Source organism: Emticicia soli (assembly GCF_037860775.1).
Taxonomy (GTDB): Bacteria; Bacteroidota; Bacteroidia; order Cytophagales; family Spirosomataceae; genus Emticicia; species Emticicia soli.
The window spans coordinates 361,227-387,496 of record NZ_JBBEWC010000001.1; the positions used below are offsets into that span (position 1 = coordinate 361,227).

Annotated in this window: 19 protein-coding genes; 14 read left to right on the plus strand and 5 right to left on the minus strand. The window is 39.4% G+C overall.

From position 1 onward, the window contains the following. The first annotated feature begins 5 nt into the window (after nucleotides 1-5). On the plus strand, nucleotides 6-1,340 hold the full coding sequence (locus tag WAE64_RS01580; protein WP_340233731.1) for a Gfo/Idh/MocA family protein: 1,335 nt from the start codon (nucleotides 6-8) through the stop codon (nucleotides 1,338-1,340). 62 nt (nucleotides 1,341-1,402) lie between these two features. On the opposite strand, the gene WAE64_RS01585 is transcribed toward WAE64_RS01580, so the two are convergent. Next, a complete protein-coding gene (locus WAE64_RS01585; protein WP_340233733.1) occupies nucleotides 1,403-2,953 on the minus strand; it encodes a long-chain-fatty-acid--CoA ligase in 1,551 nt (516 codons plus the stop codon). Between the two features lie 223 nt (nucleotides 2,954-3,176). Here WAE64_RS01585 and WAE64_RS01590 point away from each other — a divergent pair, with 223 nt between their 5' ends. The 6 genes from WAE64_RS01590 to WAE64_RS01615 all read left to right on the plus strand — a co-directional run bounded on the left by WAE64_RS01590 (nucleotide 3,177) and on the right by WAE64_RS01615 (nucleotide 10,426). Beyond that, nucleotides 3,177-4,022: a DUF2911 domain-containing protein gene (locus WAE64_RS01590; RefSeq protein ID WP_340233735.1), complete on the plus strand. Its 846-nt coding sequence runs from the start codon at nucleotides 3,177-3,179 to the stop codon at nucleotides 4,020-4,022. 75 nt (nucleotides 4,023-4,097) lie between these two features. Beyond that, entirely contained in the window at nucleotides 4,098-5,171 is a 1,074-nt protein-coding gene (prfA, locus tag WAE64_RS01595; RefSeq protein ID WP_340233737.1) for a peptide chain release factor 1, read from the plus strand. Between the two features lie 116 nt (nucleotides 5,172-5,287). Then, a complete protein-coding gene (rdgB, locus tag WAE64_RS01600) occupies nucleotides 5,288-5,872 on the plus strand; it encodes an RdgB/HAM1 family non-canonical purine NTP pyrophosphatase (RefSeq protein ID WP_340233739.1) in 585 nt (194 codons plus the stop codon). A gap of 277 nt (nucleotides 5,873-6,149) precedes the next feature. Then, on the plus strand, nucleotides 6,150-6,995 hold the full coding sequence (locus WAE64_RS01605; protein ID WP_340233741.1) for an AraC family transcriptional regulator: 846 nt from the start codon (nucleotides 6,150-6,152) through the stop codon (nucleotides 6,993-6,995). After that, on the plus strand, nucleotides 6,992-8,482 hold the full coding sequence (locus WAE64_RS01610; protein ID WP_340233743.1) for an ATP-binding cassette domain-containing protein: 1,491 nt from the start codon (nucleotides 6,992-6,994) through the stop codon (nucleotides 8,480-8,482). Before WAE64_RS01605 ends, WAE64_RS01610 begins: the two co-directional genes overlap by 4 nt. A 153-nt stretch (nucleotides 8,483-8,635) precedes the next feature. Beyond that, nucleotides 8,636-10,426 carry a family 43 glycosylhydrolase gene (locus WAE64_RS01615; RefSeq protein ID WP_340233745.1) on the plus strand — a complete coding sequence of 597 codons (1,791 nt, stop codon included), beginning with the start codon at nucleotides 8,636-8,638 and terminating at the stop codon, nucleotides 10,424-10,426. Here the strand turns inward: WAE64_RS01615 and WAE64_RS01620 are convergent, their stop codons facing one another. Beyond that, nucleotides 10,427-11,515 carry a Gfo/Idh/MocA family protein gene (locus WAE64_RS01620; RefSeq protein ID WP_340233747.1) on the minus strand — a complete coding sequence of 363 codons (1,089 nt, stop codon included), beginning with the start codon at nucleotides 11,513-11,515 and terminating at the stop codon, nucleotides 10,427-10,429. Nucleotides 11,516-11,702: 187 nt separating this feature from the next. On the opposite strand from WAE64_RS01620, the gene gldA reads away from it, so the two are divergent. The 3 genes from gldA to WAE64_RS01635 all read left to right on the plus strand — a co-directional run bounded on the left by gldA (nucleotide 11,703) and on the right by WAE64_RS01635 (nucleotide 16,134). After that, entirely contained in the window at nucleotides 11,703-12,410 is a 708-nt protein-coding gene (gene gldA / locus WAE64_RS01625) for a gliding motility-associated ABC transporter ATP-binding subunit GldA (RefSeq protein ID WP_340233749.1), read from the plus strand. Between the two features lie 184 nt (nucleotides 12,411-12,594). Next, complete coding sequence (locus WAE64_RS01630) at nucleotides 12,595-15,285, plus strand: T9SS type A sorting domain-containing protein (RefSeq protein ID WP_340233751.1); 2,691 nt, start codon at nucleotides 12,595-12,597, stop codon at nucleotides 15,283-15,285. Between the two features lie 99 nt (nucleotides 15,286-15,384). Continuing rightward, nucleotides 15,385-16,134: a copper homeostasis protein CutC gene (locus tag WAE64_RS01635; RefSeq protein ID WP_340233756.1), complete on the plus strand. Its 750-nt coding sequence runs from the start codon at nucleotides 15,385-15,387 to the stop codon at nucleotides 16,132-16,134. A gap of 77 nt (nucleotides 16,135-16,211) precedes the next feature. Here the strand turns inward: WAE64_RS01635 and WAE64_RS01640 are convergent, their stop codons facing one another. After that, the gene (locus tag WAE64_RS01640; protein ID WP_340233761.1) at nucleotides 16,212-17,408 is read right to left on the minus strand and encodes an argininosuccinate synthase; all 1,197 of its coding nucleotides are present in this window, start codon (nucleotides 17,406-17,408) and stop codon (nucleotides 16,212-16,214) included. Nucleotides 17,409-17,548: 140 nt separating this feature from the next. Between WAE64_RS01640 and WAE64_RS01645 the strand changes: the two genes are divergently transcribed. After that, a complete protein-coding gene (locus WAE64_RS01645; RefSeq protein WP_340233763.1) occupies nucleotides 17,549-18,250 on the plus strand; it encodes an SGNH/GDSL hydrolase family protein in 702 nt (233 codons plus the stop codon). A gap of 2 nt (nucleotides 18,251-18,252) precedes the next feature. On the opposite strand, the gene WAE64_RS01650 is transcribed toward WAE64_RS01645, so the two are convergent. Together WAE64_RS01650 and WAE64_RS01655 are read right to left on the minus strand one after the other, a co-directional pair. Next, nucleotides 18,253-19,332, minus strand: coding sequence for an LptF/LptG family permease (locus WAE64_RS01650; RefSeq protein ID WP_340233768.1), 1,080 nt, complete (start codon nucleotides 19,330-19,332; stop codon nucleotides 18,253-18,255). A 159-nt stretch (nucleotides 19,333-19,491) separates the two neighbouring features. After that, entirely contained in the window at nucleotides 19,492-20,148 is a 657-nt protein-coding gene (locus tag WAE64_RS01655) for a metal-dependent transcriptional regulator (protein WP_340233770.1), read from the minus strand. A gap of 166 nt (nucleotides 20,149-20,314) precedes the next feature. On the opposite strand from WAE64_RS01655, the gene WAE64_RS01660 reads away from it, so the two are divergent. The 3 genes from WAE64_RS01660 (at nucleotide 20,315) to WAE64_RS01670 (ending at nucleotide 26,195) form a co-directional block, all read left to right on the plus strand. After that, nucleotides 20,315-21,637 carry an Nramp family divalent metal transporter gene (locus WAE64_RS01660; RefSeq protein WP_340233772.1) on the plus strand — a complete coding sequence of 441 codons (1,323 nt, stop codon included), beginning with the start codon at nucleotides 20,315-20,317 and terminating at the stop codon, nucleotides 21,635-21,637. Between the two features lie 237 nt (nucleotides 21,638-21,874). Continuing rightward, nucleotides 21,875-24,367: a replication restart helicase PriA gene (gene priA / locus WAE64_RS01665; protein WP_340233774.1), complete on the plus strand. Its 2,493-nt coding sequence runs from the start codon at nucleotides 21,875-21,877 to the stop codon at nucleotides 24,365-24,367. Nucleotides 24,368-24,428: 61 nt separating this feature from the next. Further along, on the plus strand, nucleotides 24,429-26,195 hold the full coding sequence (locus WAE64_RS01670) for an AMP-dependent synthetase/ligase (protein WP_340233776.1): 1,767 nt from the start codon (nucleotides 24,429-24,431) through the stop codon (nucleotides 26,193-26,195). The last annotated feature ends 75 nt before the right edge of the window (nucleotides 26,196-26,270 follow it).

Below are 26,270 nucleotides of genomic sequence, written 5' to 3' on the forward strand. Positions count from 1 at the left end.
AAACTATGACAACCCGCAGAGATTTTATTATCAAATCAGTATTGGCTACAGCAGCTACTGGTTTTTCGGCAAAAAGTTATGGCAAAATCATCGGAGCAAACGACCGTGTGCGTGTAGGCTGTGTTGGTTTCTCTGACCGCCACCGTTCTTCTCACGTAGGCCCTTTTAAAGCCATGCAGAAAGAGAAAAACTTTGAAATGGTTGCTCTTTCAGACCTTTGGAATCGCCGTCGTGAAGAAGGAAAAGCCTTTTTAGATAAGCAATTAGGCAGCAATGTAAAAGTTTTCCGTAATAACGACGAGCTTTATGATTCTAAAATGGTAGATGCAGTATTTATCTCAACTGCCGATTTTCAACATGCACTACATACTATTGAGGCAGTAAAAGCCGGTTGCGATGTTTACGCCGAAAAACCATTGGCCGAAACAATGGAAGATAACCGTGCGGTATTAAAAGCGGTAAAAGCTTCAGGTAAAATTGTTCAGATTGGTTCACAACGTAGAAGTGGTGAAAACTATTTTGCGGCCGAAGACTTTATTAAATCAGGTAAATTTGGCCCGATTGTAATGGTTGAATTGATGTGGAACGTAAACCAACCAGGCCGTTGGAGAAGACCAGAATTAACTAAAGATTTAAAAGAATCAGATGTTGACTGGAAACGTTATTTGATGAATCGTCCGATGGTTGCTTTCGACCCTCGTAAATATTTAGAGTACCGTTTGTTCTGGCCTTATTCGTCAGGTATTCCTGGCCAATGGATGAGCCACCAGATTGATACTGTACACTGGTTCTCTGGCTTGCCACACCCTCGCTCGGTTGTTGCCAATGGTGGTATCTACCAATGGAAAGACGGCAGAACCAACGCAGATACATTAACTGTAGTATTTGATTACGGCCCGTTAAACGATAAATCGTCTGGCTTTCAGGTACAATTTACTTCTCGTTTCTCAAACTCAGCAGGAGATACAAAAGAGCTTTACTACTCAAATGCCGGTATGATTAACCTTGACACTAACGAAATCACGCCAACAGGTGGTCTTCGTGAGCGTGAAGCAGGTGCTATGGGCTTAAAAGCTAACTTGTTGCCAACTGTTAAACTAGAAGGACAAAAAGTTGAATCAGGTGCTAACACAGGTGGTGACTCTTTAACGTTTAACCACATTAAAAACTGGATGGATTGTGTACGTAGCCGTAAAACACCTAATGCCCCAATTGAAGCAGGTTACTCGCATTCAATAGCAACCATTATGTCGAACGCTGCTTACCGTACAGGTTTGAAAGTTACTTTCGACGAAAAAACACAAGAAGTATTGGCTGGTGGTAAACCATTCAAATACTGATATTTCGTCTGAAATTTCTATAAAAAAGGCTTCTCTCAAATTTTGGGAGAAGCCTTAATTTTTTATTGAGCCCTCAGCTCCCGCTTCAATATTTTACCCGAAGCGCCCATTGGCAGGCTATTCATAAACTCTATTACTCTTGGGTATTTGTAAGAAGCTATCTTTTCCTTTGTCCAGCTTATAAGTTCTTTTTCGCTGATAGTTGTATCAGGTTTTAAAACTACATAGGCTTTTATTTCTTCGCCATATTCCTGATGCGGAATACCAATCACAGCCACCATTGACACCGCCGGATGTTGCATCATTAACTCTTCTACCTCACGAGGGTACACATTGTATCCACCTCTGATAATCATATCTTTCGTGCGGTCAACAATAAAGTAGAAGCCGTCTTCGTCTCTATAACCCACATCGCCCGAATGCAACCAACCATTACTAATCGCCTCTGCAGTAGCTTCTGGTCTCTTGTAATAACCTTTCATTACATTATGCCCACGGTAACAAATTTCTCCTTTTTCGTTAGCACCTAATTGCTTGCCGTTTTCGTCCATTATACAAACTTCAACACCCCAAACCGGCGTACCTACCGAGCCTGGCTTACGAGGTCGGTCTTTCAGGTTAAATGTAACAACCGGAGAACCTTCTGACATGCCATAGCCTTCCAGAATGGGTACATCAAACTTTTGCTCAAAATCACGCAGTACCTGCACAGGCAAAGCTGCCCCACCCGACATACACAGTTTAAGGTTGTTTTTGATGGCAAGCATATCAAACTTGTGCGTATCGGGGTAACTTAACAAACCCCAATACATAGTAGGAACACCTGCAAAATGGGTAATTTTCTCGTTTTGCATCAGTGTGAGCACCATTTCGGCATCAAAACGTGGTACAAGCACGGCTGTTGTGCCTCGGTAAATACTAGCCAGCATACAAACCGTTTGCCCAAAAATATGAAAGAGTGGCAAAACCAGCATAGATTTATCATCAGGCCCTAGGTCTTGTAAATCTTTGCTTAGGCAGGCATTCAGAAAAAGGTTTGAGTGCGTTAGCTCTGCTCCTTTCGGGCGGCCTGTTGTGCCCGAAGTATAGATAATAACTGCGGTATCGTCGGGGGAAGTAAAATAGCTTTCAAACACCGGCGATTGCCCTGCCATGAGCATACCCATAGTTTTAGTGCCTCCAATCGGTGAGGCATCAGTAAAGGCTGGGGTTATCATAAAAAAGTCTTTGCAGGTATCTGTCATTTCAAAACCTGCGTAGCCTTCTTGTCCCATTGGCATTTCGGGTGTACCTACAAAACAGAAATACGCTTTGGCATCAGAATCCTGTAAATGAAAAGCTATCTCATGGCGTTTCAGTAATACACTTAGCGGCACAACCGAAGCACCTGTTTTAAGGATTCCGAAATATATCATCGGAAAATAAGGCAGATTCGGACAAGTAAGTGCTACTTTATCGCCATGCCCTATGCCCAGAGATTTCAGTCCGTTAGCAATCTGGTTGGCAGCGCCATCTAGCTGGCCGAATGTAATTCTTTTATCTGCAAAAATGAGGGCTTCTTTGGCGGGTGAAGTACGAGCATGATGCTCCAGAATGGTTGATAGGTTAAACATTGCTTAACAGGTTTTATTATTTGTGCAATTTATAGGTTAAATTGTACTATGAAAAGATTTTTTATTCAAAAATCTTCGTTTATGATTGAATAGTTTTATCAAAAAAAGTACTGACTTTTAAGCTTACTTGGTAGTAATACTAAAAAACTATGCAAAAAGCACATTGCAACGAAAGATAAATCTTAACTTCGCACCGAAAACACAATATCAGATACAAAAAGCAATGAAAAAATTAAACCTAAAGCTATTTCTTATTTGCACCGTTATTTCTATATCAGGCTTTGCACAGATTAATACGCCAGCGGCAAGCCCTTCAACAACGCTTTCGCAAGGATTAGGATTGACCAAAATCACGATTGATTATAGCCGCCCATCGGTAAAAGGTCGTAAAATTTTTGGTGATTTAGTGCCTTTTGGTAAAGTTTGGAGAACCGGAGCAAACAAAATTACTTCAATTAAGTTTGATGATGAAGTAGTAGTAAATGGCACACAAGTAAAGGCTGGTAGCTATGGCTTATATACTATACCAAATGCCGGAGAGTGGACAATCATTCTGAATGCTGACGATAAGCAGTGGGGTTCTTATGCTTATGATGAAAAGAAAGACGTTTTGCGTTTTAAAGTAAAAGCAAGCAAAAGCAAATACTTTGTAGAACAAATGGCAATAGATATTGAGGGAATTACCCCAACAACTGCCGACATCGCTATAAAATGGGAAAACACCGAAGTTAAATTCAGAGTAGAGCAGCAGGTAGATGCCAAAATTATGGCAGAAATTGAAGAAAAAACTTCAAAACCAGATGCTACGATAGACACTTATTTTTCGGCCGCTGACTACTATTACCAAAAAGGGATTCATTTAGATAAAGCTTTGGTTTGGGCCAACAAAGTAATTGAAACGAATAAAGAATACTGGGCTTATCAATTAGTAGCCCGTGTAGCGGCAAAACAGGGAAATTGTGCCGTAGCTTTACCAAACGCTGAGAAATCGATGGAATTGGCGAAAAAAGCTGGTGATGACGCTTATATTAAGCTGAATCAGGCAGTTTTTGCACAATGTAAGAAATAAACAAGCCTAAAAAGCAACTCTCCCAATTCTGTTTTTGTAATAGACTTGGGAGTTTTTTTAATTTGTTATAAACCTATGTTAGAACAGTTAGAAGCCATAAGAGAAAGATTTGAAGAGGTATCTCAGCAAATCACGATGCCCGAAGTGGTATCAGATATGGCAAAATTCAAGCGCTTAAGCAAAGAGTATAAAGACCTTGAAAAGATAGTTAATCAGCTCAATGCTTATAAAAATATCCTGTCGAATATCGAAGGGGCCAAGGATATTATATCCAATGAGAAAGATGAAGAGATGCGCGAGATGGCCAAAGAAGAATTGGATATTCTGACACCTCAACGAGACGAAGCGGAGGCTATTCTGAAAGAAATGCTGATTCCGAAAGACCCGAACGATAGCAAAAACGTGATTCTGGAGATTCGTGCAGGTACAGGCGGCGACGAAGCCTCTATATTTGCCGGAGACTTGTTCAGAATGTATCAACGCTATATAGAAAGACAAGAAGGCTGGACAATGACACTTCTGGACCACAACGAGGGAACTTCGGGTGGCTATAAAGAAATTATTCTACAGGTTGAGGGCGAAGATGTTTACGGTAAACTTAAGTTCGAATCTGGCGTACACCGTGTGCAGCGTGTGCCGGCTACCGAATCACAAGGGCGTGTGCATACTTCTGCGGCATCGGTAGCCGCTATGCCCGAGGCCGACGAAGTTGATATTCAACTGAATATGAACGACATTCGGGTTGATACTTTCAACTCATCGGGTGCAGGTGGGCAGTCTGTAAATACCACTTATTCGGCTGTGCGTATGACACACATTCCGTCAGGTATTGTGGTATCTTGTCAGGACGAGCGTTCACAGATTAAAAACCGTGAAAAAGCCCTTTCTGTATTACGTTCGAGGTTATATGAAATGGAATTGGCGAAACACAATGCTATGATTGCCGATGCCCGTAAGTCATTGGTAGGAAGTGGAGACCGTTCAGATAAGATACGTACGTATAATTATCCGCAAAGCCGTGTAACCGATCACCGCATAGGGCTAACAGTTTATAACCTGCCAAGCGTAATGGACGGCGCAATAGACGATTTTATTGAGCAATTACGTATTGCCGACAATGCAGAAAAAATGAAAGAAGGCTTGAGTTAAGAAGAAAGGAAAATGGAGAAGGGAACAAAGTAAAGAATTCTGTTTTTATTCCTTTCTCCATTCTTCTTGTTGCATTTTACATTCTCCACTATCTATTAAACATCCTCCGAAAAACTATGGTACTTTGCCTCGCAACTAACAATCAACACAAAGTAGAAGAACTTCAAGCTTTACTCGGAAGCCGCTATATACTAAAAACACTGGCAGATATTGGCTGCCACGATGAAATTCCGGAAACAGAAAACACTTTTCAAGGCAACTCACGCCAGAAAGCCCTGTATGTTCGAGAACGATTCGGGGTTAATTGTATTGCTGATGATTCGGGTCTTGAAGTAGATGCTTTAAATGGCGAACCCGGTGTATTTTCGGCTCGTTATGCGGGTGAGCATGGCAACCATGATAAAAATAATGCTTTATTACTCAAAAACCTAACTGGTATAGAAGACCGTTCGGCACAATTCCGATGTGTGATTACCTTGATTCTTGGCGATGACATTCATCAGTTTGATGGTATTATCAGAGGTACTATCATAGACGAAAAACGGGGTAACCAAGGTTTCGGCTATGACCCACTCTTTGTTCCGGATGGCTACGACCGCACTTTTGCCGAAATGGGTCTGGAAGAAAAAAATCCTATTAGCCACCGAGGCCTTGCAGTGGCTCAGTTGATTGATTTTCTTGACAACCTACCTAAAAGCTGATAATCAACAAGTTAGCATTTTTCTTGCGCATCTTTATCAGACAAAACCAACACACTTGTGTAAAATAATTGTATAAAAGCAAAAAAGCGAAGCCGTGGCTTCGCTAATTTAATTATCATAGGTAAAGTATATTTGTCAAAAGAAAGGCTAAAACACTAATGTTTTACTGTTACAAAATTCAGCTTTATTTCTGCAATAAACTATTCCATCATTATCAAATACTTGTACTTTATTAACATATTTTATAAATTTGTTTTACTGATAATGATAATAAAGCATGAAAGTAGAATACGAGAAAATCTCCCCTGATACGGGCAGTTCTTTCCGTCTCATTCATTGGAAATCAGAAAACGACCGATTCTTCTGGCACTATCACCCCGAATACGAAATTGTATTTGTTCGTAAAGGTTCGGGTAAATTACACATAGGCCAGCACCTTACCTCTTACGAAGAAGGTGAATTGGTTTTTATTGGCCCAAACCTGCCGCATACAGGTTTTGGCTATGGTGTAATTGGCGAACACGAAGAAATTGTGGTGCAACTCAGAGAAGATTTTCTTGGCGAAGGCTTTTTGAATACCCCCGAAATGCATCAGGTAAGGCACTTGTTCGAAAAAGCGAAACAAGGGCTTTCGTTTCATGGAAAAACAAAGAAATTAGTAGCTTCTAAGTTGCAAAAAATGTTGCATCTTTCACATTTTGACAGGCTTGTTGAATTACTAAATATATTTCAGACCCTTGCTACAACCAACGAGTATTCGGCACTAAATGCCCCTGATACACTTTTTGATTTCAGCCACAAAGACGAAAACCGTATTAATAAAGTATATGAGTATGTAGAACAACATTATCGGGAGCCGATTGATATTGACGTTGTGGCCGACTTAACTAATCTTACAGTGCCCTCGTTTTGTCGGTATTTCAAGAAAATCACCCACCTGACTTATACTGATTTTGTGAATGAGTATCGGGTAAATCAGGCTTGTCGACTACTGTTCGAAAATCTTTCTATTGCTGATATTTGTTTTGAGGTAGGCTTCAATAACATTTCGCATTTTAATAAAACTTTTAAGCAGCTTAAGGGCAAAAGCCCTCGGGATTATAGGCTATCTCTTACAAAATGATTGAATTAAATAAAGTATCTGTACAAAAAGGAGACCGCACGGTATTGCAGCATATCGACTGGCAAGTGAAAGAAAATGAACATTGGGCAATAATTGGTGGCAATGGCGCCGGAAAAAGTACTTTACTTGAAGTAATAGCCGGAAAAATCTTCCCATTTAAAGGCGTGGCTTCTGTGCCTCATTATTCAAAAATGGCCTTTGTTGCCAAAGATTATAGTTTTAATAGAATCGTTCAGTCGGCTACGCAATATTACCAACAGCGTTTCAACTCGATGGATGCCGAGATTGCACCAACTGTAATAGAGATTCTGCAGAATCAGATAAAACCTATTGGTACTGTTGACGAAAAATCTATAAAACTACCGCCAATAGAGTTTTCGGAAGAAGAAATAAGCAGAGTAGCGAGTCTGCTAAAGATTAATCATTTGCTAGACAGAAGCATCGTTACGCTATCGAACGGAGAAACCCGCCGAACCCTGATTACTTTATCGCTATTAAGAAAACCACAGTTTTTACTGCTCGATAATCCGTTTATAGGTTTAGATGTTGAAAGCCGCAAAACATTGCATGAGGTACTTAATCAGGTGGCACAATCAGGTATTCAGATTATTATTGTGAGTTCTTTCAAAGAAATTCCCGATTGTATCACAAATGTTATTGAATTGAAAGATGGCAAAATAGAAAATACATTTACGAGACCATTTGCATTCAAAGAAGAAAATACCGCAAGAGAAAAGCTACTATACCCTGAGATTCTGGATAAAATCAAGCAAAATCCACCGAAGCACGACTTCAAATTTGCTATTGATATGCGCAACATTGTTGTTACGTATAAAAACAAAAATGTGGTTGACGGTGTAAGTTGGCAAGTAAAAAAAGGTGAAAAGTGGGCATTAATGGGCCCAAATGGCTCAGGGAAAAGCACATTGCTGAGCCTGATTACAGCTGATAATCCACAAGGGTATCAGAACGATTATGCTTTGTTTGATAGAAAACGTGGCACAGGCGAAAGTATATGGGATATAAAACAACGTATGGGTTATGTATCGCCGGAATTACACCTATATTTCAACCGAAATACTGAAGTCTGGAAAGCAGTTGCCTCGGGCTTATTCGATTCGGCAGGCTTATTTAAAAAGCTGACACCAGAGGAGCAGGCAATTGTAGATGATTATCTGAAATTGTTGAATATTCACCATTTAGCCAATCGCAAGATTACCCAGCTTTCTTCGGGCGAGCAGCGGCAGGTATTTTTAGCAAGAGCCCTAGTAAAAAATCCGTCATTACTATTATTAGACGAACCTTGCCAGGGGCTTGATTATAACCACATGGTTTATTTCCGTGATTTGGTTGATGAACTAGTAACCGAACTCAACAAAACGCTAGTATATGTAACACATTATACCGATGAGATTCCGGCCTGTGTAGATAAAATCATACGTTTAGAAAACGGCAAAACTGTAGAATTAGGCAAACGAAGTTTATAATCTTATATATGACATAAATAAAAGCAGTTATTCACATTTAGCGATATATATGTGAATAACTGCCTTTTGTTTTTAACAAAAGGTATGTAAATTATTGAATTTCATGGTTTTATGCGTACTTATTTTATATTTGCATAAACAAAACCATAACCTATGAAACGCATTCAACTATTATTTATCCTTTTATTTTACACCATTCTTAGTTCGGCACAAAGCCCTCAACTAAACATTGCCAAGCCAAAGCCATTTAAGCAGAAGACTTTCTGCAACCCGATGGATATTAATTACCAGTATAACTGGGAACAAACCAACGAGAAAATATCGTATCGCTCAGGTGCTGACCCAGTGATTATCACCCATAAAAACGAATATTATCTCTTTCATACCATTCAAGGTGGCTATTGGAAATCAAAAGATTTATTGAACTGGCATTATATTGTACCAAGCCGCTGGCCGATGGAAGATATGTGTGCGCCTGCTGCTATATCGGTGCGCGATACGCTCTATTTGTTTCAATCGACATTTCAGCAAAGACCTATTTTTTATACTACTACGCCCGAAAACGGCAAGTTACACTTCTATAACCGTTGGTTACCTCAATTACCAAAAGACATTGGACCGTGGGACCCTGCGCTGTTTCATGACCCGGATACCGACCGTTGGTTTATGTACTGGGGTTCATCTAACGTATATCCACTCTTTGGGGCTGAGTTAGACAAAAGTAAAAATCTGACTTACAAAGAGAAAGACAATTATAAAGGCTTGATTTACCTGCATCCTGAAAAACACGGCTGGGAACGCTTTGGCCGTGACCACAGAGATACCATCAAGCCTTTTACAGAAGGCGCATGGATGACCAAGCACAATGGTAAATATTACCTGCAATATGGCGCTCCAGGCACAGAGTTTAATGTATATGCCAATGGTACTTATGTGGGCGACGACCCACTAGGGCCGTTTACTTATGCACCTTATAATCCGGTTTCGTATAAACCGGGTGGATTTATGACCGGAATGGGTCATGGCAATACTTTTCAGGATTTATACGGTAATTATTGGAATACAGGCACACCCTGGATTGCTGTTAACTGGAATTTTGAACGCCGGATTGAGATGGTTCCAACTGGTTTTGATAAAGATGGACAAATGTATGCCAACACGCGTTTTGCAGACTTTCCCCAATTATTACCCACCAAAAAATGGCAAGATAAAAACGAGTTATTTGCAGGTTGGATGCTGCTATCGTACAAAAAACCTTGTACCTCATCATCAGTACAAGAAGATAAATTTTCGGCTAACTTAGTAACCGACGAAAACCCTCGGACTTTCTGGGTTGCTAAAACCAACAAAAGTGGAGAAACACTTACCGTCGATTTAGAAAGAGTACAAGATGTGCATTCGCTACAAATAAACTACACCGACTATAAATCGGATATTTATGATAGTGCCTTGCCTAAAGTTTATATTCAATATAGAGTGTATGCCTCAGCAGACGGAAAAACATGGGCGAAGATTGTAGATAATACCAACGAAAAAAGAGACCGCCCGAATGCCTACGAAGAACTGGCAAAACCAGTGAAAGCAAGGTATATAAAATTTGAGAATGTACACGTACCAATGCCTAATCTGGCGATAAGTGATATACGTATCTTTGGCAAGGGTACAGGTAAAGCACCTGCTGTGCCGCAAGGTTTAAGTGCAAGCCGACAAGCCGACGAACGCAATGCCGATATAAGCTGGCAAAAAGTACCCGATGCAGTAGGATATAATATTTTATGGGGCATCGCTCCTGATAAATTGTATCAAACTTACCAGATTTGGGGAGATGCCCCATCGAACCTTGAACTAAGGGCTTTAACCGTTGGGCAGAAATACTATTTTGCTATTGAGGCTTTCAACGAAAATGGTGTTTCGGCTGTCAGCGAAGTAGTTGGTCCTAAATAACTATTTTAACTCTATGGTTTTCTTGGCTTTGGCCGATTTCACGGCAGCATCAAGAATTTCCATTGCTACCATATTTACTTTTAAAGACCCCAAATCATCTTCTGATTTTACTTTGCCTCTTACAACAGCGGCAAAGTAACTGAAGGGGTCGTCCATTGGCGAAGCAAGTGGCTTAATATCTACTTTTTCTTCCGCTGGTGCGTTGCGCTCGCCTTTTCTTACACGCATTTGTAAAGTTTTATCAGCAATAATATAGCCCGATTTGCCGTAGAATTCCACATCTTTTCTATCGAAAGGCCAGTTCCATGATGCCTGAAAAACACCTTGTGCTTTAGGGTAAGTTACAATAATCGTAGCTTCATCATCAACATTAGGGTAAGTTTCGGGCTTAATCGTCTGTGTAATAGCCGTTACAGACGTTGGTCTTTCGCCTTTCATAATCCATGTCATAATATCGGCACCATAGCAGCCAAAATCTATAATAGCTCCTCCCCCATTTTTCACTGGGTCGGCCAGCCAATCCAGAAAAGTTTTTGACACGCCTATTTCTTTAGGTCCTTTGTGCCCATCATGAATCACAACTTTTCGTATATCGCCAATGGCGTTTTGCTCATGAATCATCTTGTATGCCTCGTGGTTGCTAGCATACCATGTAGTTTCATAATTAGTCAACAACTGAATGTTGTGCTTTTTAGCCAATGCTTCCATCTTTTTGGCAGCATCCAGGTTAATCGCCAATGGTTTTTCAACCATTACGTGCACGCCTTTAGGGGCACACTTCTGCACAGTTTCCAGGTGCTCAATGATACTTCTGAAATCACAAACGGCTTCGGGTTTGGCCTTCTCAATCATTTCGTCGAGACTGGCATACCACAGGCTTTCGGGTAATTTGTATTGTGCTAGGTACTTCATAGCTAGTGCTTTGTCGGGCTCGGCAAAGCCAACAATCTCAACACCATCGTGCTTGATATTATGCAAAATCTGCCTTACGTGGTCGTGGGTCATACCCACAATACCCATACGTACAATTTTATCTTGGGCAAAGGTTACCTGAATGGTAACAAAGAGCAATAGGAGCGTTTTTTTCATGTGTATTTGCTTGGTTGAATGTGAACAAATTTAATTAAAAAGTGCAGGAAAGATATTTTTTAGAGAATCTTTTCACGATAAAACCTAATTTTGCGTTTAGAATAGGTAATTCATTCTTTTTACTGCAACGGCTAGCCACTTTTAAGGCTTTCTCTGGTCAGTATATACATCATAGAACCGCTCGGCAATGTCTATTAAAGTTCAGAATCTAAGCAAAGTTTACGGCACACAAAGAGCCGTTGACAACATATCTTTCGAAGTAAGCAAAGGAGAAATCATTGGGTTTCTTGGGCCTAATGGCGCAGGGAAATCAACCACTATGAAAATCCTGACGGGTTATATTCCGGCTACCGAAGGCACAGCAGAAGTAAACGGCTTTAATGTACAAACATCGCCGATGCAGGTAAAAAGCAATATTGGGTATTTGCCCGAGCATAATCCATTGTATCTGGATATGTATGTAAAGGAATTTCTCGATTTTGCAGGCTCACTTTATGGCTTGAAAGGCCGTGCATTACAGCTAAAGATTGATGAAACCATTGAAAGAGTAGGCTTAGGACTTGAAAAACACAAAAAAATAGGGCAATTATCGAAAGGTTACCGCCAACGTGTGGGGCTTGCACAAGCCTTGATTCATAACCCTGACGTATTGATTCTTGACGAACCTACTACGGGTCTTGACCCTAATCAATTGGTAGAAATCCGTGATTTAATCAAGAATGTAGGCAAAGACAAAACGGTTATCTTCAGCACACACATCATGCAAGAGGTTGAGGCCATCTGCGACCGTGTGGTTATCATTAACCAAGGTAAAATAGTAGCCGACAGTACCCTTTCTGACCTCAAAAAAGGCGGCAAGGCTATTGAAGAGGTGTTTAGGGAGTTGACGACGTAGCACGAGCCCAAAGCGCTCCACTTTTAAATCATTGTAATAAATGCTCTGACAGGTACTATCCTGAAAAAAATATCTATATTTTTGCTCCATCAATCTTGATGGAGTTATTGAATTGTTTTGGCTGTTGATTAAGAACTTCTTCTGATTGCTTAACTAATCACTATTTTAAATTTTATCATCTGCTATGGCTAGACGTTTACTGTTTACTTGGACTCTATTTATTATTTGTTCTTCTTTTGTTTTAGGAAATTCAAATCAAAATGACGACATATTGGAATTTCTTAATGTAAAAGAGACATATTGTTACGAAACTAAAACAACACTTACAATTAGTATTCCTAAATCTGTACCTGCCAATACAAAATTTAAAGTATCATTACAAAGTTTATACGGTAGCCTTTTTTTAGGATCCACTACTCAAAGTACAATAGACGTACAATTACCCGCCCATTTCGGTGGTGAATATTTTGTAGTAGAAAGCGAAGATGGTCAATATAGAGCGACCAGCCGTAGAATTAACATTATAGGCGGTGCAAAACCCCTTATTATAGCAATGACTGGCTCTAGTAAAACTTCTTCTGCGGAAGTCACTCATTGTGATGGTTACAGTACCAAACTATTTTCTGACACATTTGGTCATTACTATCAGTGGAGAAAAGATGGATTAAATATTAATGGTGCCAATAATCGTGAATTTGATGCAATAGAAAGTGGGGATTATTCTGTTTCTGTTAGTCGTAATGGTTGTTCAGCAGAATCAAATATCATTAGAGTAAAATTGGGTTCAATACCAAATGCCGCCATTAAATCAATCACGGGTTTTCAAAGTATCTGTAAGGGATTCACAGTTCCTATGTTGGAAACAACTGGTTTTGGCTATGATAAATATGTATGGAAACATAATGGGCGAATAGTAGCAGAAAAGACAACGAATGAAATCTTTGAAGCTCGTGAAACGGGCTATTATCTACTGGAAGCAAGCCAAGGAACTTGTAAAAAAGTTACTGATTCTATTTATATAAGTATATCTGACCTGTCTAAAAGTCTTATTTCAGTATATAATCCAAATCTTGATAAAGGTAAGATATATGTTTGTGATAGTTCTAGCACTAATTTTTATAATGGAAGTCTTGGTGTGTATAACTACAATAGTGAGGATATTACTCAATTCCTTAAAAAATACGGTCTGAATTTTCAGTGGAAACGAAATGGTATGGACATTTCAGATGCGAAAAATCCGTATACACTAACTAGTAATAAACCGGGTAAATATGTTTTACAGGTAAAACAAGGTGAATGCATTGTAAACTCAAATCAAATAGAAGTAGTACTGCAAGAAAAAGTAGCTGTTAAACTATTATCTAGTTCTTATGGTTCTCTTAATGAAAAGAAAAACAGTGTTTCAGTATGTATAGGTGATTCGCTGTCTATATATCCTGATAGCAAAGTATTGCTCAATAGTTGGAATAAGTACCTCTATAGAGATGGGAAGTTAATTGAAAGTAGAACTATGGTAGATGGAAATAATTTTGGCCTCTATTTTTCTATTTATGAATCAGGCGCTTATTACCTGAAACTATCTTCTTCTCTACAAGAAAACTGTTCTTCCATATCTGATACTATAAATATTGAAGTGGCCAACAAAATAATAACATTGCCTGTTGATACCTTTGCTGTGTGTAAAAATGTACTTTATACATTCTCCTTTATAGATGCAGATAGCCTAAAGTTAATGTACAATAATAAAGTCATCAGCTATAATCCTCCTACTATAATATTAGATCTACCTGGCTTATATGCTTTAGAAGGGAAAAAGAACAATGGCTGCACAATTATAAAACCTTATTTAAAAGAAGAAAAGATTAAACCTTATGTAACCTCAAAAAGGTTCTATTCGCTTCCATTTCCTGACCCTGTTACCAGTTGCAAAGGCAATGAGGTTAATCTCGCAATAGCTGGACTCTACGGTCCCTATACTTTAGAATGGTATAACAATGATAAAAAACTTGCGTTCAACAATTATTCTATTAACGTAACCGAATCAGGTAATTACTTTGCCAAAGTAAAATACATGGATTGCGAAGCTACTACCAATGCTATTAAAGTAGATATGGTAGACATAAAAAAAACAATTTCTCCTACCGATAGCCTAGCCCTCTGCATAAACGGAGGTTTTGAAACGCTCGAAGCCAGCAAAGAAAACGGTTATACTTATGAATGGTTCAAAGATAATACCTCTTTAGAAGAAACGGCATCAAGCCTAAAAGTTACTCAAGCAGGTATTTATAAAGCCCTTATTCAGGCTGGTGATTGTTCTGCACTTACTTCTAGTGTTAAAGTTTACCCTAGCACGCAATTACCTACGGCTACAATCTCTGGTGATACGCTTCTTAATGTTGGCGATACAGCCAATCTGAAACTATCGTTTACTTCTAACCCGCCTTTTACTTATAAATTAAGTAATAATCAAGAAGGAACATCGCAGACAAATACTATCATCCACCCTATCAAGGTTGAAGAGGCAAATATATTCAAATTGGCTTCCGTGAAAAATGCTTGTGGGGAAGGTACGGTATCAGGAGAAGCTAAAATACAAGTAATTATTCTTGCAAACGAACCACTGATTGGCCATAAAGTTGTAGTAGCGCCCGTTCCGGCAGAAAGTTACTGTGAGATAATATTTGATTTGCCAACTTCACAAGAAGTATCTTATCAACTACTAGATGTGAAAGGCCAGAAATTATCTGAAAAGAACTTAGGGCAAGTAACATACAAGAAACAGTATTTGAATCTAAACCACCTCACAGCGGGTGAGTATCTGATTAGAATTCAGATTGGAAAAGACTTTGTTACTCGTAAACTGATAAAGTTTTAGAGCAATAATATTAATTTAAAACCTAAAGAAAACAGATTAGATGCTTATTAAAAACAGCATTTAATCTGTTTCTTTGCATAAAAGAACCATCGAAATAGAATGTTAGAAATTTGTTGTTTTTCTTTAGAATCGTGCCTGACAGCCCAAAAGGCGGGGGCATATCGTATTGAGTTGTGCGGCGGTATGTTTGAGGGTGGCACAAGCCCATCGGCAGGCTTAATAAAACTGGCTCGCCAGAATGTTACAATCAAGTTATATGTCATGATTCGTCCACGTGGAGGAGATTTTTGTTATTCAGAGACCGAATTTGAGGTTATGAAAGCAGATATTGAAACAGCCAAAGAACTTGGGGCTGATGGTGTAGTATTGGGCATTTTAAATCCTGACGGAACGGTTGATACTACCCGCACAAAAGAATTAGTTGAATTAGCTAAGCCGCTGAAAGTTACTTTCCATAGGGCATTTGATGTAAGCGCAGAGCCATTTGAAGCCCTTGAAGCTGTGATAGAAACAGGTTGTGAAAGAATATTAACCTCAGGCCAAAAGAATGCCGCAATCGACGGATTAGAGCTACTGGGACAATTGACAGCAAAAGCCGATAATCGGATAGAAATTATGGCTGGTAGTGGTGTTGGTGCGCAAAATGCCAAACAATTCTTAGCAGTTGGCGTGCATGCATTACACATGACAGGTAAGGGTATTGTAAACAGCCAGATGGAATACCGCAAAACCGATGTAAGCATGGTAAGCGCAACATTAACCGATGAGTTTGAGATTTACGAAGCTAACTTTGATAAAGTAAAAGCCATAAGCGATATTATAGCAACTGAAAAATATCAAAACAAATAACATTAGCTTCCTGACAAAACAAAACCCCATAAACAGTGCATGTTTATGGGGTTTTAATATTTACTAGCATTTACTACTTATTTCTTCGCAGCCAATTCAGCTATTTTTTCATGAATCATTACCTGGTTCGACATGATTTTTGAGAAGCCTCTTACATCATCGCCTGACCACGCGTTGTTCATTTCTCCGTAGCTACCAAATACCGGCGACATCATGTCGTAGTCTGATTTGATACCTAACAATTGGAAATGATAAGGTGCTAATTGCACACGCACTTCACCGGTTACGTTTTCTTGGGTACTTTCTAAGAAAGTTTCAATATTACGCATCAATGGCTCAAGGAATTGGCCTTCGTGTAGCAACATTCCGTACCATTCAGAAAGGTTTTGTTTCCAGTATTGTTGCCATTTGGTTAGCACGTGCTTCTCTAACAAATGGTGTGCTTTAATGATAATCAAAGGAGCGGCAGCTTCAAAACCTACACGGCCTTTGATACCGATAATAGTATCGCCTACGTGAATATCACGGCCAATGCCATAAGGAGAAGCCAATTCAGACAAGCGACGAATAGCATCTACAGGATTTTTGAAACGACGACCGTTTACACCTTTCAATTCTCCTTTTACAAATTGCAATGTTACTTCGCTTCCTTTTTTCTTTGTTACTTGTGTCGGGAATGCACTTTCAGGTAAGAAACCATCTGAAGTTAAGGTCTCTCTACCACCTACCGATGTACCCCACAAGCCTTTATTGATAGAGTAAGCAGCTTTGTGCCACTCACGCACTACTCCTTTCGATTTCAAGAACTCAATCTCTGCCTCACGAGACAAACGTAAGTCACGGATAGGTGTAATGATTTGGGCATTGGGTAATATAATTCTGAATACCATATCAAAACGCACCTGGTCGTTACCTGCGCCTGTGCTTCCATGTGCTACAGCCTCTGCACCAATTTCTTTGGCGTAATCGGCTACTGCTACCGCCTGAAACATACGCTCTGCACTTACTGAAAGCGGATATGTGTTGTTTTTCAGGATATTGCCATATACCAGATAGCGAACACACTTCTTGTAATATTCGCCAACCATGCGTGCTGTATGATGGTGTTTTACACCTAATTCATACGCCTTTGTTTCTATATCCTTAATTTCTTCTTCCGTAAAACCACCAGTGTCAACCAATACGGAGTGTATTTCATGACCTAATTCTTCGGTCAGGTATTTTACACAAAACGAGGTATCTAATCCTCCACTATATGCTAAAACAACTTTCATATTAATATCAGCCGTTAAAACGGAAATATAGGTTTTAATAAAATTTTGCAAAAATAGGACTTCTCTACCTAAATTCTCGTATATATCTTAAATAATAATTGCGGTTAAATATTGTCTTTTTCAAAACACAACAAACTTGTATGCCCCGAATCATCGCTTTCTTTTTTTCCATAGGTCTGTTTTTATCTTGTAGCATGACCGACTCTCCCGAAATAATCTCTATTCCGAAACCCATCGGCGTAGGCCCGTCTCGCACATTTCTGGCATTGGGCGACTCCTACACTATTGGTGAAAGTGTAGTAGAAAAAGACCGTTGGAGTATGTATCTGATTAACCTATTGAAAGATGCATATACCATCAACAAACATGATATTATTGCCCGCACAGGCTGGACGACCGAAGAGTTGATTCAGGCGATTGCTGACAGTAAAAATACGAATCAATATGATATGGTTTCGTTGTTAATAGGTGTCAATAACCAATACCGAGGGCAAAGCCTGGAAAAATACCGCAAGGAATTCAGAGAATTATTACAGATAAGTGCCCGATTCGCCAAGAACGATTATAAGAAAGTATTTGTGCTATCAATTCCAGATTATGGCATTACACCTTATGGCGAAAATCGTAATCCAGCACAAATAGGTAAAGAAATTGACGCATTTAATGAAGTGGCCAAAAGCGAATGCCAGAAAGTAGGTGTTCCCTTTATTGATATTACCACAATCAGCCGTGAACATACAGATGCAGCATACATTGCCAGCGATGGCTTACATTTTTCGGGTAAAATGCATGAACTCTGGGCTATAAAAGCCCGAAGTGCTGCCGAAATCATTTTGCGATAAATCTATCGTGGTACTGTGAAATACATTACCGTTCCGATAGCCCCAAAAACTATATTTGGCAGCCAAACCGCCATTATAGGCGGCATATTGCCCGATTCGGCAATACCTTTCGACATAATGAAGAACAATATATAAACAAAGGCTAGTACGAAACCAACCGCAATCTGAAAACCTACCCCACCACGTGCTTTACGAGCAGATACAATAAGACCCATGAGTGCAAGTATAATTACGGCAAATGGTGTAGCAAAACGTTGGTATAATTCTATCTCATAAGTCTCTATTCCTTCTGAACCTCGGCTCTTAATCAGGTCTATTTTCTCTCGAAGTTCCGGAATTGTGTAAGACTCTTGTATCTGGTGTTCGTTCTCAAAATCGTTTGGCGACAAATTAATAGTTGTATCCTTTGGCGCTGTACCATACACCATCTTATCTTTCATGTTGCCAAGCGTACGAATTTTATACTCTTGTATCTTCCATTTTTTAGTACTATCGTTCCATTGTATGCGTTTGGCCGATAGCTTTTCTATCAATTTATTGTCTACTATTTTCTCCATCGTAAAATCATAGCCTGTTTTTGCTTCATTATTGTAGCTCGACATATACGCATACGTATTCGGCGCCACGGCAATATGGAAATCACGGGTTGAAAAGTAGAACTTATCGTTTACATACAAGTTTTCGAAAGCCAGCCGCTCGGTATTAGCTTTTGGGAGAATCCAGCCTACCATTGCAAAAGAAAAAATAGCAATAATAGATGCCCCTATGAAATAAGGAAACATTAATCTTCTAAAACTCACGCCACCACTCAGAATAGCTACAATTTCGGTATGGGCGGCCATTTGAGCAGTAAAGAATACGGTAGAAATAAAAATCATTAAAGGGCTTATGTAATTGGCCCAGTATGGCGCAAGATTAGCGTAGTATTGCAGCAGAATTGCCCGCATGGGTGCTTGCTTCTGAATAAAATCATCGTTTTTTTCTACGAAGTCAATCACCATAATAATCAAAACAATAACCAAAACAGCAAAAACATAGGTTGTAAGAAATCGTTTGATTAAGTATTTATCTAATATATTCATGAAAGATTCATTAATGCTATTCAGTACGCCGCCTTGTCGCTTATATTAAAAAAATGAAGAGAATAGAATCTATTCTCTTGCCTGACAAATATTCTTTTAACGCCCAAAATTATAAAATGATGCCCACAATTGGCTCAATTTATAAAACTTTAACAGGTTTTATTGCACCAATACATTTTTGGCTACTTCGTTGCTCATAAAAACGGTGTTGGTATCGTTCAATAAAATTGTAAATGATTTATCAAACTCACTTATTTCCTGTATTTTGATTGTACAACCTAATGTAATCTGGTTTTTATCAAGGTGTTGTAAGAAAGCCGGTGAATGCACCGAAACCCCTACCATTACCACCGTTTGGTCGATAGCTATTTCTGAAAGTTTGGTTGTACTTACTAATGGCATTTTCCCTTTTGCATCCGGTATCGGGTCGCCATGCGGGTCAAATTTTGGATTACCTAAAAACTTGTCCAGTTTTTCTGTCAATTCTTTCGAATCAATGTGTTCTAGCTGTTCGGCAATATCATGAATTTCGTCCCAACCAAAGCCAAGTTTCTCCACCAGAAACACCTCCCATAAACGATGCTTACGAATCACACTCAAAGCAATGCCCTGCCCTTCTTTTGTGAGCGTAACACCCTGATATTTTTTATAATTAATAAAGTTCTTCTCCGCCAATTTGCGTAGCATATCTGATACCGAAGCGGCCTTGGTTTGGGTATGCTCGGCCAGTTCGTTCGTGCTTACTTCGTTCCCTCCGTTCTGTTCGGTAAGCATGTATATTATTTTCAGATAATTTTCTTCTGTAAATGAAGTCATAGACCTTTAGCGTGATGATAATACCATACAAAAGTACATCTTCTCTATAATTAATCAAATTTTTAGACAAACCTAAAAATTAATTTTGATAAACATATTTTTATTTTTAATATTGCATAAGATTAATATTTAGTGCAATAGAACCACTATGGAAAAGACAGTAGACATGAAAAAAAATAAAGGTTGGAAAACATCAACCGGCAATTTATCGCTACCAGAGGTACACGGTAGTATTAATGTTCCTAAAGAAGGGAGCACCTGGAAAAAGTTTGCAGCATTTATGGGTCCTGGCCTAATGGTAGCCGTAGGCTATATGGACCCAGGTAACTGGGCAACAGATATTGCCGGAGGTGCCAAATTTGGTTATACGCTGCTCTCAGTTATTTTAATATCGAATCTTTTTGCAATGCTTTTGCAGCATCTATCATTAAAATTAGGTATTGCTACAGGCAGAGACCTAGCACAGGCTTGCCGTGATGCCTATTCAAGACCTGTTTCGTTTGTGTTATGGATTCTGGCTGAAATAGCTATTGCCGCCTGCGACTTAGCCGAGGTAATTGGTGCCGCAATAGCCTTAAATCTGTTGTTTGGTATTCCGCTTACTTACGGTATCATCATCACGGCCATTGATGTTATCTTCATTTTGTTTTTACAGAACCGTGGATTTCGTATCATTGAAGTAATAGTAGGCGGCTTGATTCTGATTATATTACTATGTTTCGGGTATGAAATCATCGTATCAAACCCCGATTGGTTTGGGGTAGCCAAAGGTTTAGTACCAAGCCACCAGATTGTTGTAAATCCCGAGATGCTCTACATTGCTATTGGTATATTGGGTGCAACTGTAATGCCGCATAATTTGTACTTGCACTCAAGCATTGTGCAAACCCGTAAGATTGAGAACACTGTACCAGCGAAAAAGAGTGCCATTAAGTTTGCCACTATCGATTCTACCGCTTCTTTGTTTATAGCATTCTTCATCAATGCGGCGATTCTGATAATGGCAGCGGCTACTTTTCATTTTTCAGATAACCAACACGTGGCCGATATTACAGATGCTTACCACCTGCTCGACCCTATTCTTGGTGTAAAACTGGCAGGCTTATTTTTTGCGGTAGCCCTATTAGCTGCCGGTCAAAACTCAACATTGACAGGCACACTAGCCGGACAAATAATAATGGAAGGTTTTCTGAACATCAAGCTTAAACCTTGGCTTCGCCGATTAATTACCCGTCTGATTGCCATTGTTCCGGCATTAATCGTAGCCATTATTTATGGCGAAAGGGGTACTGCTGATTTATTAGTATTGAGTCAGGTTATTTTATCGCTCCAATTAAGCTTTGCTGTAGTGCCATTGGTAGCTTTTACTTCTGATAAATTTAAGATGGGTGAGTTTGTGAATCCTACTTGGGTAAAATATACTTCATGGGTAGTTGCGGTTATTATTATTGCCTTAAATTCTTATCTGCTTATTGATACTATTTTTTAATTTTTTTCTTTATATTTGTAGGAGTAGGAGCACTACTCCTACTTTTTTTATCCTTCTTCTATCCTATTCAATTCTTCATTGTTTTGAATTAAGTATCTACAATAATTGTTAAGGTACCAGAGCTTTTTTAGTACCTTGATACCTATAATAACAAGACCACACATAATTCTTTTAGATTATGAAATGTTGTATTGTTGCCCAGATACTCGTTTTATTCTTTAATCCCATTTTCTGAAGATGACTGAAGATATTTTTTCTGTTGAAACCACCTACTTTGCTGACGTAATTTTACCTGTGCCCATTCCACGCATGTTTACTTATCGGGTACCCCGCCATTTTGTGGCTGACATTAAAATTGGGGCCAGAGTAATTGTACAATTTGGCAGAAACCGTGTGGTAACTGCCGTTGTTGGGAAAATACACACAAAACCACCTGAAAAATACCAAGCCAAGTATATTCTTGAGTTATTAGATACCGACCCACTCATTACCGAAGCACAGTTGTGGCTCTTTGAGTGGATCGCCGAATATTATATGTGCTGTATCGGCGAGGTAATGAATGTGGCCGTTCCGTCGGGATTAAAAGTGAGTAGTCAGTCAAGAATGCAGTTGAATCCTGACTTTGACCATCCTGAACTACTGGAAGAAAAAGAAATAGAGTTTATAGAGATTCTTAAAGTGCATAATTCTCTTACTTATGATGATGCGATTAAGTTTATAGGCGAAAAGAATATTAATCCGCTGATAAAATCATTGATTAGTAAGCACGCCATCATTATGTATGAAGAGGTAAAAGAGAAATATAAGCCTAAAGTTGCCAAGAAAATACGCTTAAAAAGAGGTTACGAAGGAAGCGAAGAGGTACTAAACCTCATTGACTCGCTCACTAAGTCGCCTAAGCAACAAACCATTATTCTTGAATACCTCAGATATGTGCCAATCAATGAATTAGCTGAAAAAAATAACCTAGGTATTGATAAATCTGCCTTGAAACAAGGCGAAATATCTGATTCAGCCCTAAGCACTTTGATAGAAAAGGGCATTTTAGAGCAGTTTGAAGTAATAGTGTCTCGCTTTGGTGATGATACGCCCGAAGAACCACTTAAAATTACGCTTACTGATGCCCAACAAGCAGCCAGCGACGATATTATTCAAAATTTTGCAGAGAAAGACATCGTACTATTGCATGGTATTACGGGTAGTGGTAAAACCGAAATCTATATCGACCTTATTCAGAAGGTACTAGATGGGGGCTCGCAGGTACTTTATCTGTTGCCCGAAATTGCCCTTACTACACAGATCGTTGTACGCCTTAAACGAGTATTTGGCGATAAAATGGGGGTTTATCACTCAAAATTCTCTGATAACGAAAGAGTAGAAGTGTGGCGTGGTATAGTTGATGGTCGCTATCAGTTTGTGGTTGGCGTGCGCTCAGCTATTTTCTTACCGATGGATAATCTGGGTCTGGTAATTATTGATGAGGAGCATGAGACTTCTTATAAGCAGTTTGACCCTGCCCCTCGCTACCATGCCCGAGATGTAGGTATTATGCTTGGCCTGAAACAAGGAGCAAAAATACTTTTGGGTTCGGCTACGCCATCTATCGAAAGTTACTATCAGGCTAAAACAGGTCGATATGGCTTGGTAACGCTCAACCAACGTTTTGGAGAAGCCCAATTGCCGGATATTCAGCTAGTAGACTTAAAAGCTGAGCGTAAGGCGAAGAACATGAAAAATGATTTTTCGAGTATCTTGTTTAATCAAATACACCAGAATTTGCAGAATAAAGAGCAAACCATCATTTTTCAGAACCGAAGGGGTTACTCTCCTTACCTTAATTGTCAAGAATGTAGCTGGGTCTCAGAGTGTCAGCAATGTGCCGTGAGTCTTACTTTCCACTTACAATCGAAAGAATTACGCTGCCACTATTGTGGCCATAAGGAAGAAGTGCCGAAAGTATGCCCTGTATGTGGTTCAGGCAAAATCAGAACTATAGGTTTTGGTACTGAAAAACTGGAAGACGATTTAAAAATTATGTTTCCGACTGCTCGTACCCAGCGTATGGATTTAGATACTACCCGAACAAAGAACGCCTATCAGAACATCATCAGTGAGTTTGAACAGGGCGGCACCGATATTCTGGTAGGTACGCAAATGATTAGTAAAGGGCTCGATTTCGACCAGGTGAGCCTTGTGGGTATTTTTGATGCCGACCGCATGATTCACTTCCCGGATTTCAGGGCTTCGGAGCGAGCATTTCAGATGCTGACACAAGTAAGTGGTAGAGCTGGCCGGCGAGCGAAAAAGGGATTAGTGATGATTCAGACCAATAATACGCAACAATCGCTGTTACAAAAAGTTGTTACCAACGACTATATTGGGTATTATAACGACGAGATTCTCGAACGAGAAGGATACATGTATCCGCCTTTTGCCCGAATCATTTCTATAACAATCAAGCACGAAGAAGAGGAAAAAGCCGAAAAAGCAGCTCATTGGTTAGCCAATAAGTTATTAGAAAAATTAGGGAAAGCTCGTGTATTAGGCCCTGAAAAAGCTTTGATTGAGCGTATCCGCAATAAATTCTTGTTTGATATTTTGATTAAGCTCGAAAAAGACAAACTCAATATAAAAGCAGCCAAAAGCTTTTTAAGAGAAAAAATTGATGAATTACATCAAACCAAAGAACATAAAGATGTAGATGTGGTTGTTGATGTAGACGCCGTATAGGTATTTGTTTTGTCGGAAATATTTTCTTTAAATTTGTCTTTATTCAAACGCCTGTTAAAACATGTCTCAACCTATCAACCGTATATTTGATTTACTGACTGAATCTATTGCCAAGCATAACAAACCCGATACTTTTGCTTCTAAAATTAAAGGTGAGTGGGTAAAGGTTTCGGCAACTGATTTTATCAATGCTGTTAACCATTTAAGTTATGGTCTATTAAAACTCGGTGTAAAAAAAGGAGATAAGATAGCTATCATCTCCGAAAGCCGGCCCGAATGGAACATTGTAGACTTTGGTATTCAACAGGTAGGCGCCGTGAGCGTTCCGCTGTATCCGAATATTACGGTTGAAGACTACGAATACATCTTTCATGATGCCGATATTTCGTACGTTTTTGTAGGAGACGAAACGTTACTTGAGAGAGCACAGGAAGCAGCCAAAGATGCGAAAAGTATCAAAACCATTTATACTTTCGATAAAATAAAAGGCGCAAATCATTGGCAAGAGGTGGGCGATACAGCCAACAACGAAAATCAGGCCAAAGTAGAAGCCATTAAAGCTTCTATCAAATCTGACGACCTACTTACGCTGATTTATACTTCGGGTACTACAGGCAAGCCTAAAGGCGTAATGCTGAGCCACTGGAATATAATAAGCGATTTTGAAGGCTGTAAAGATTATTTCCCTATCGACCCAGACTGCCGTGCCTTGAGTTTTTTGCCGCTTAACCATGTTTACGAACGCATGGTACTTTATTTATATATGCGCTTAGGAGCGTCTATTTATTATGCCCAGAATATGGGTACAATTGCCGAAGACCTGAAAGACGTAAAACCGCATATCTTCACTACTGTGCCTCGTTTACTTGAGAAAGTTTACGATAAAATAGTAGCTAAAGGATATGAATTAGGTGGTTTGAAACGCCGCATTTTCTTATGGGCTTTAGATTTAGGTCTAAAATATGACCCCAATTTCGATTTTGGCTGGTGGTATAATCAACAACTGAAACTTGCCCAAAAACTGGTTTTCAGCAAATGGCAGGAGGCACTCGGTGGAAACATCAGAATGATATGCTCAGGAGCGGCAGCATTACAACCACGTTTGGCCCGAGTATTCTGGGCAGCAGGTATTCCGGTTTCAGAAGGGTATGGTATGACAGAGTCGTCTCCCGTAATTGCTACAAACAGAGTTAAACCCCTTGATTTGAGAATCGGTACAGTTGGCCCTGTAATAGATGGCGGCACTATAAAAATAGCCGACGATGGCGAGATTTTGTATAAGGGGCCAAATGTAATGATTGGCTATTATAACCAACCTGAGCTAACAAAAGAAGTAATTGACAAAGACGGTTGGTTACATACTGGCGACATAGGTAAACTGGAAGAAGGAAAATACCTGAAAATAACCGACCGCAAAAAAGAGATATTCAAAACATCGGGCGGGAAATACGTAGCGCCGCAGGTGCTCGAAAATAAAATCAAAGAATCGGTTTATGTTGAGCAGATTATGGTGGTAGGTGAAAGCCAGAAGTTTCCGGGTGCTTTGATTGTACCCGAATTTGCAGCACTGAAAGATTGGGCTAAAGCAAACAATATTGCTTATACTACTGATGCCGAAATGGTTGAGAACCACGATGTGCAAAAGCTGATAAATGATGAGGTGCATCGTTTCAATAAAGAATTTGCGCCTTACGAACAGGTAAAAAAAGTAAAACTACTGGCGAATCCCTGGACAATAGAAAGCGGAGAAATTACGCCTACCCTCAAACCTAAGCGCAAAGTGATTGTGAATAAATACAAAGATTTGATTGATGCGATGTATGAATGATAGAAACAAAAAACTCCTTTTGGCAAGCTAAAAGGAGTTTTTTGTTGGCTATACAATTCCCTCTGCTAATACGTC

Excerpts from the sequence above, each read along its gene's own strand:
- WAE64_RS01655 (WP_340233770.1), bottom strand. The coding sequence starts at position 20,148 with ATGACTTCATTTACAGAAGAAAATTATCTGAAAATAATATACATGCTT.
- WAE64_RS01580 (WP_340233731.1), top strand. The coding sequence starts at position 6 with ATGACAACCCGCAGAGATTTTATTATCAAATCAGTATTGGCTACAGCA.
- WAE64_RS01615 (WP_340233745.1), top strand. The coding sequence starts at position 8,636 with ATGAAACGCATTCAACTATTATTTATCCTTTTATTTTACACCATTCTT.
- WAE64_RS01635 (WP_340233756.1), top strand. The coding sequence starts at position 15,385 with ATGTTAGAAATTTGTTGTTTTTCTTTAGAATCGTGCCTGACAGCCCAA.
- rdgB (WP_340233739.1), top strand. The coding sequence starts at position 5,288 with ATGGTACTTTGCCTCGCAACTAACAATCAACACAAAGTAGAAGAACTT.
- WAE64_RS01660 (WP_340233772.1), top strand. The coding sequence starts at position 20,315 with ATGAAAAAAAATAAAGGTTGGAAAACATCAACCGGCAATTTATCGCTA.
- WAE64_RS01640 (WP_340233761.1), bottom strand. The coding sequence starts at position 17,408 with ATGAAAGTTGTTTTAGCATATAGTGGAGGATTAGATACCTCGTTTTGT.
- prfA (WP_340233737.1), top strand. The coding sequence starts at position 4,098 with ATGTTAGAACAGTTAGAAGCCATAAGAGAAAGATTTGAAGAGGTATCT.
- priA (WP_340233774.1), top strand. The coding sequence starts at position 21,875 with ATGACTGAAGATATTTTTTCTGTTGAAACCACCTACTTTGCTGACGTA.
- WAE64_RS01630 (WP_340233751.1), top strand. The coding sequence starts at position 12,595 with ATGGCTAGACGTTTACTGTTTACTTGGACTCTATTTATTATTTGTTCT.
- WAE64_RS01610 (WP_340233743.1), top strand. The coding sequence starts at position 6,992 with ATGATTGAATTAAATAAAGTATCTGTACAAAAAGGAGACCGCACGGTA.
- WAE64_RS01620 (WP_340233747.1), bottom strand. The coding sequence starts at position 11,515 with ATGAAAAAAACGCTCCTATTGCTCTTTGTTACCATTCAGGTAACCTTT.
- WAE64_RS01670 (WP_340233776.1), top strand. The coding sequence starts at position 24,429 with ATGTCTCAACCTATCAACCGTATATTTGATTTACTGACTGAATCTATT.
- WAE64_RS01585 (WP_340233733.1), bottom strand. The coding sequence starts at position 2,953 with ATGTTTAACCTATCAACCATTCTGGAGCATCATGCTCGTACTTCACCC.
- WAE64_RS01645 (WP_340233763.1), top strand. The coding sequence starts at position 17,549 with ATGCCCCGAATCATCGCTTTCTTTTTTTCCATAGGTCTGTTTTTATCT.
- WAE64_RS01650 (WP_340233768.1), bottom strand. The coding sequence starts at position 19,332 with ATGAATATATTAGATAAATACTTAATCAAACGATTTCTTACAACCTAT.
- WAE64_RS01590 (WP_340233735.1), top strand. The coding sequence starts at position 3,177 with ATGAAAAAATTAAACCTAAAGCTATTTCTTATTTGCACCGTTATTTCT.
- WAE64_RS01605 (WP_340233741.1), top strand. The coding sequence starts at position 6,150 with ATGAAAGTAGAATACGAGAAAATCTCCCCTGATACGGGCAGTTCTTTC.
- gldA (WP_340233749.1), top strand. The coding sequence starts at position 11,703 with ATGTCTATTAAAGTTCAGAATCTAAGCAAAGTTTACGGCACACAAAGA.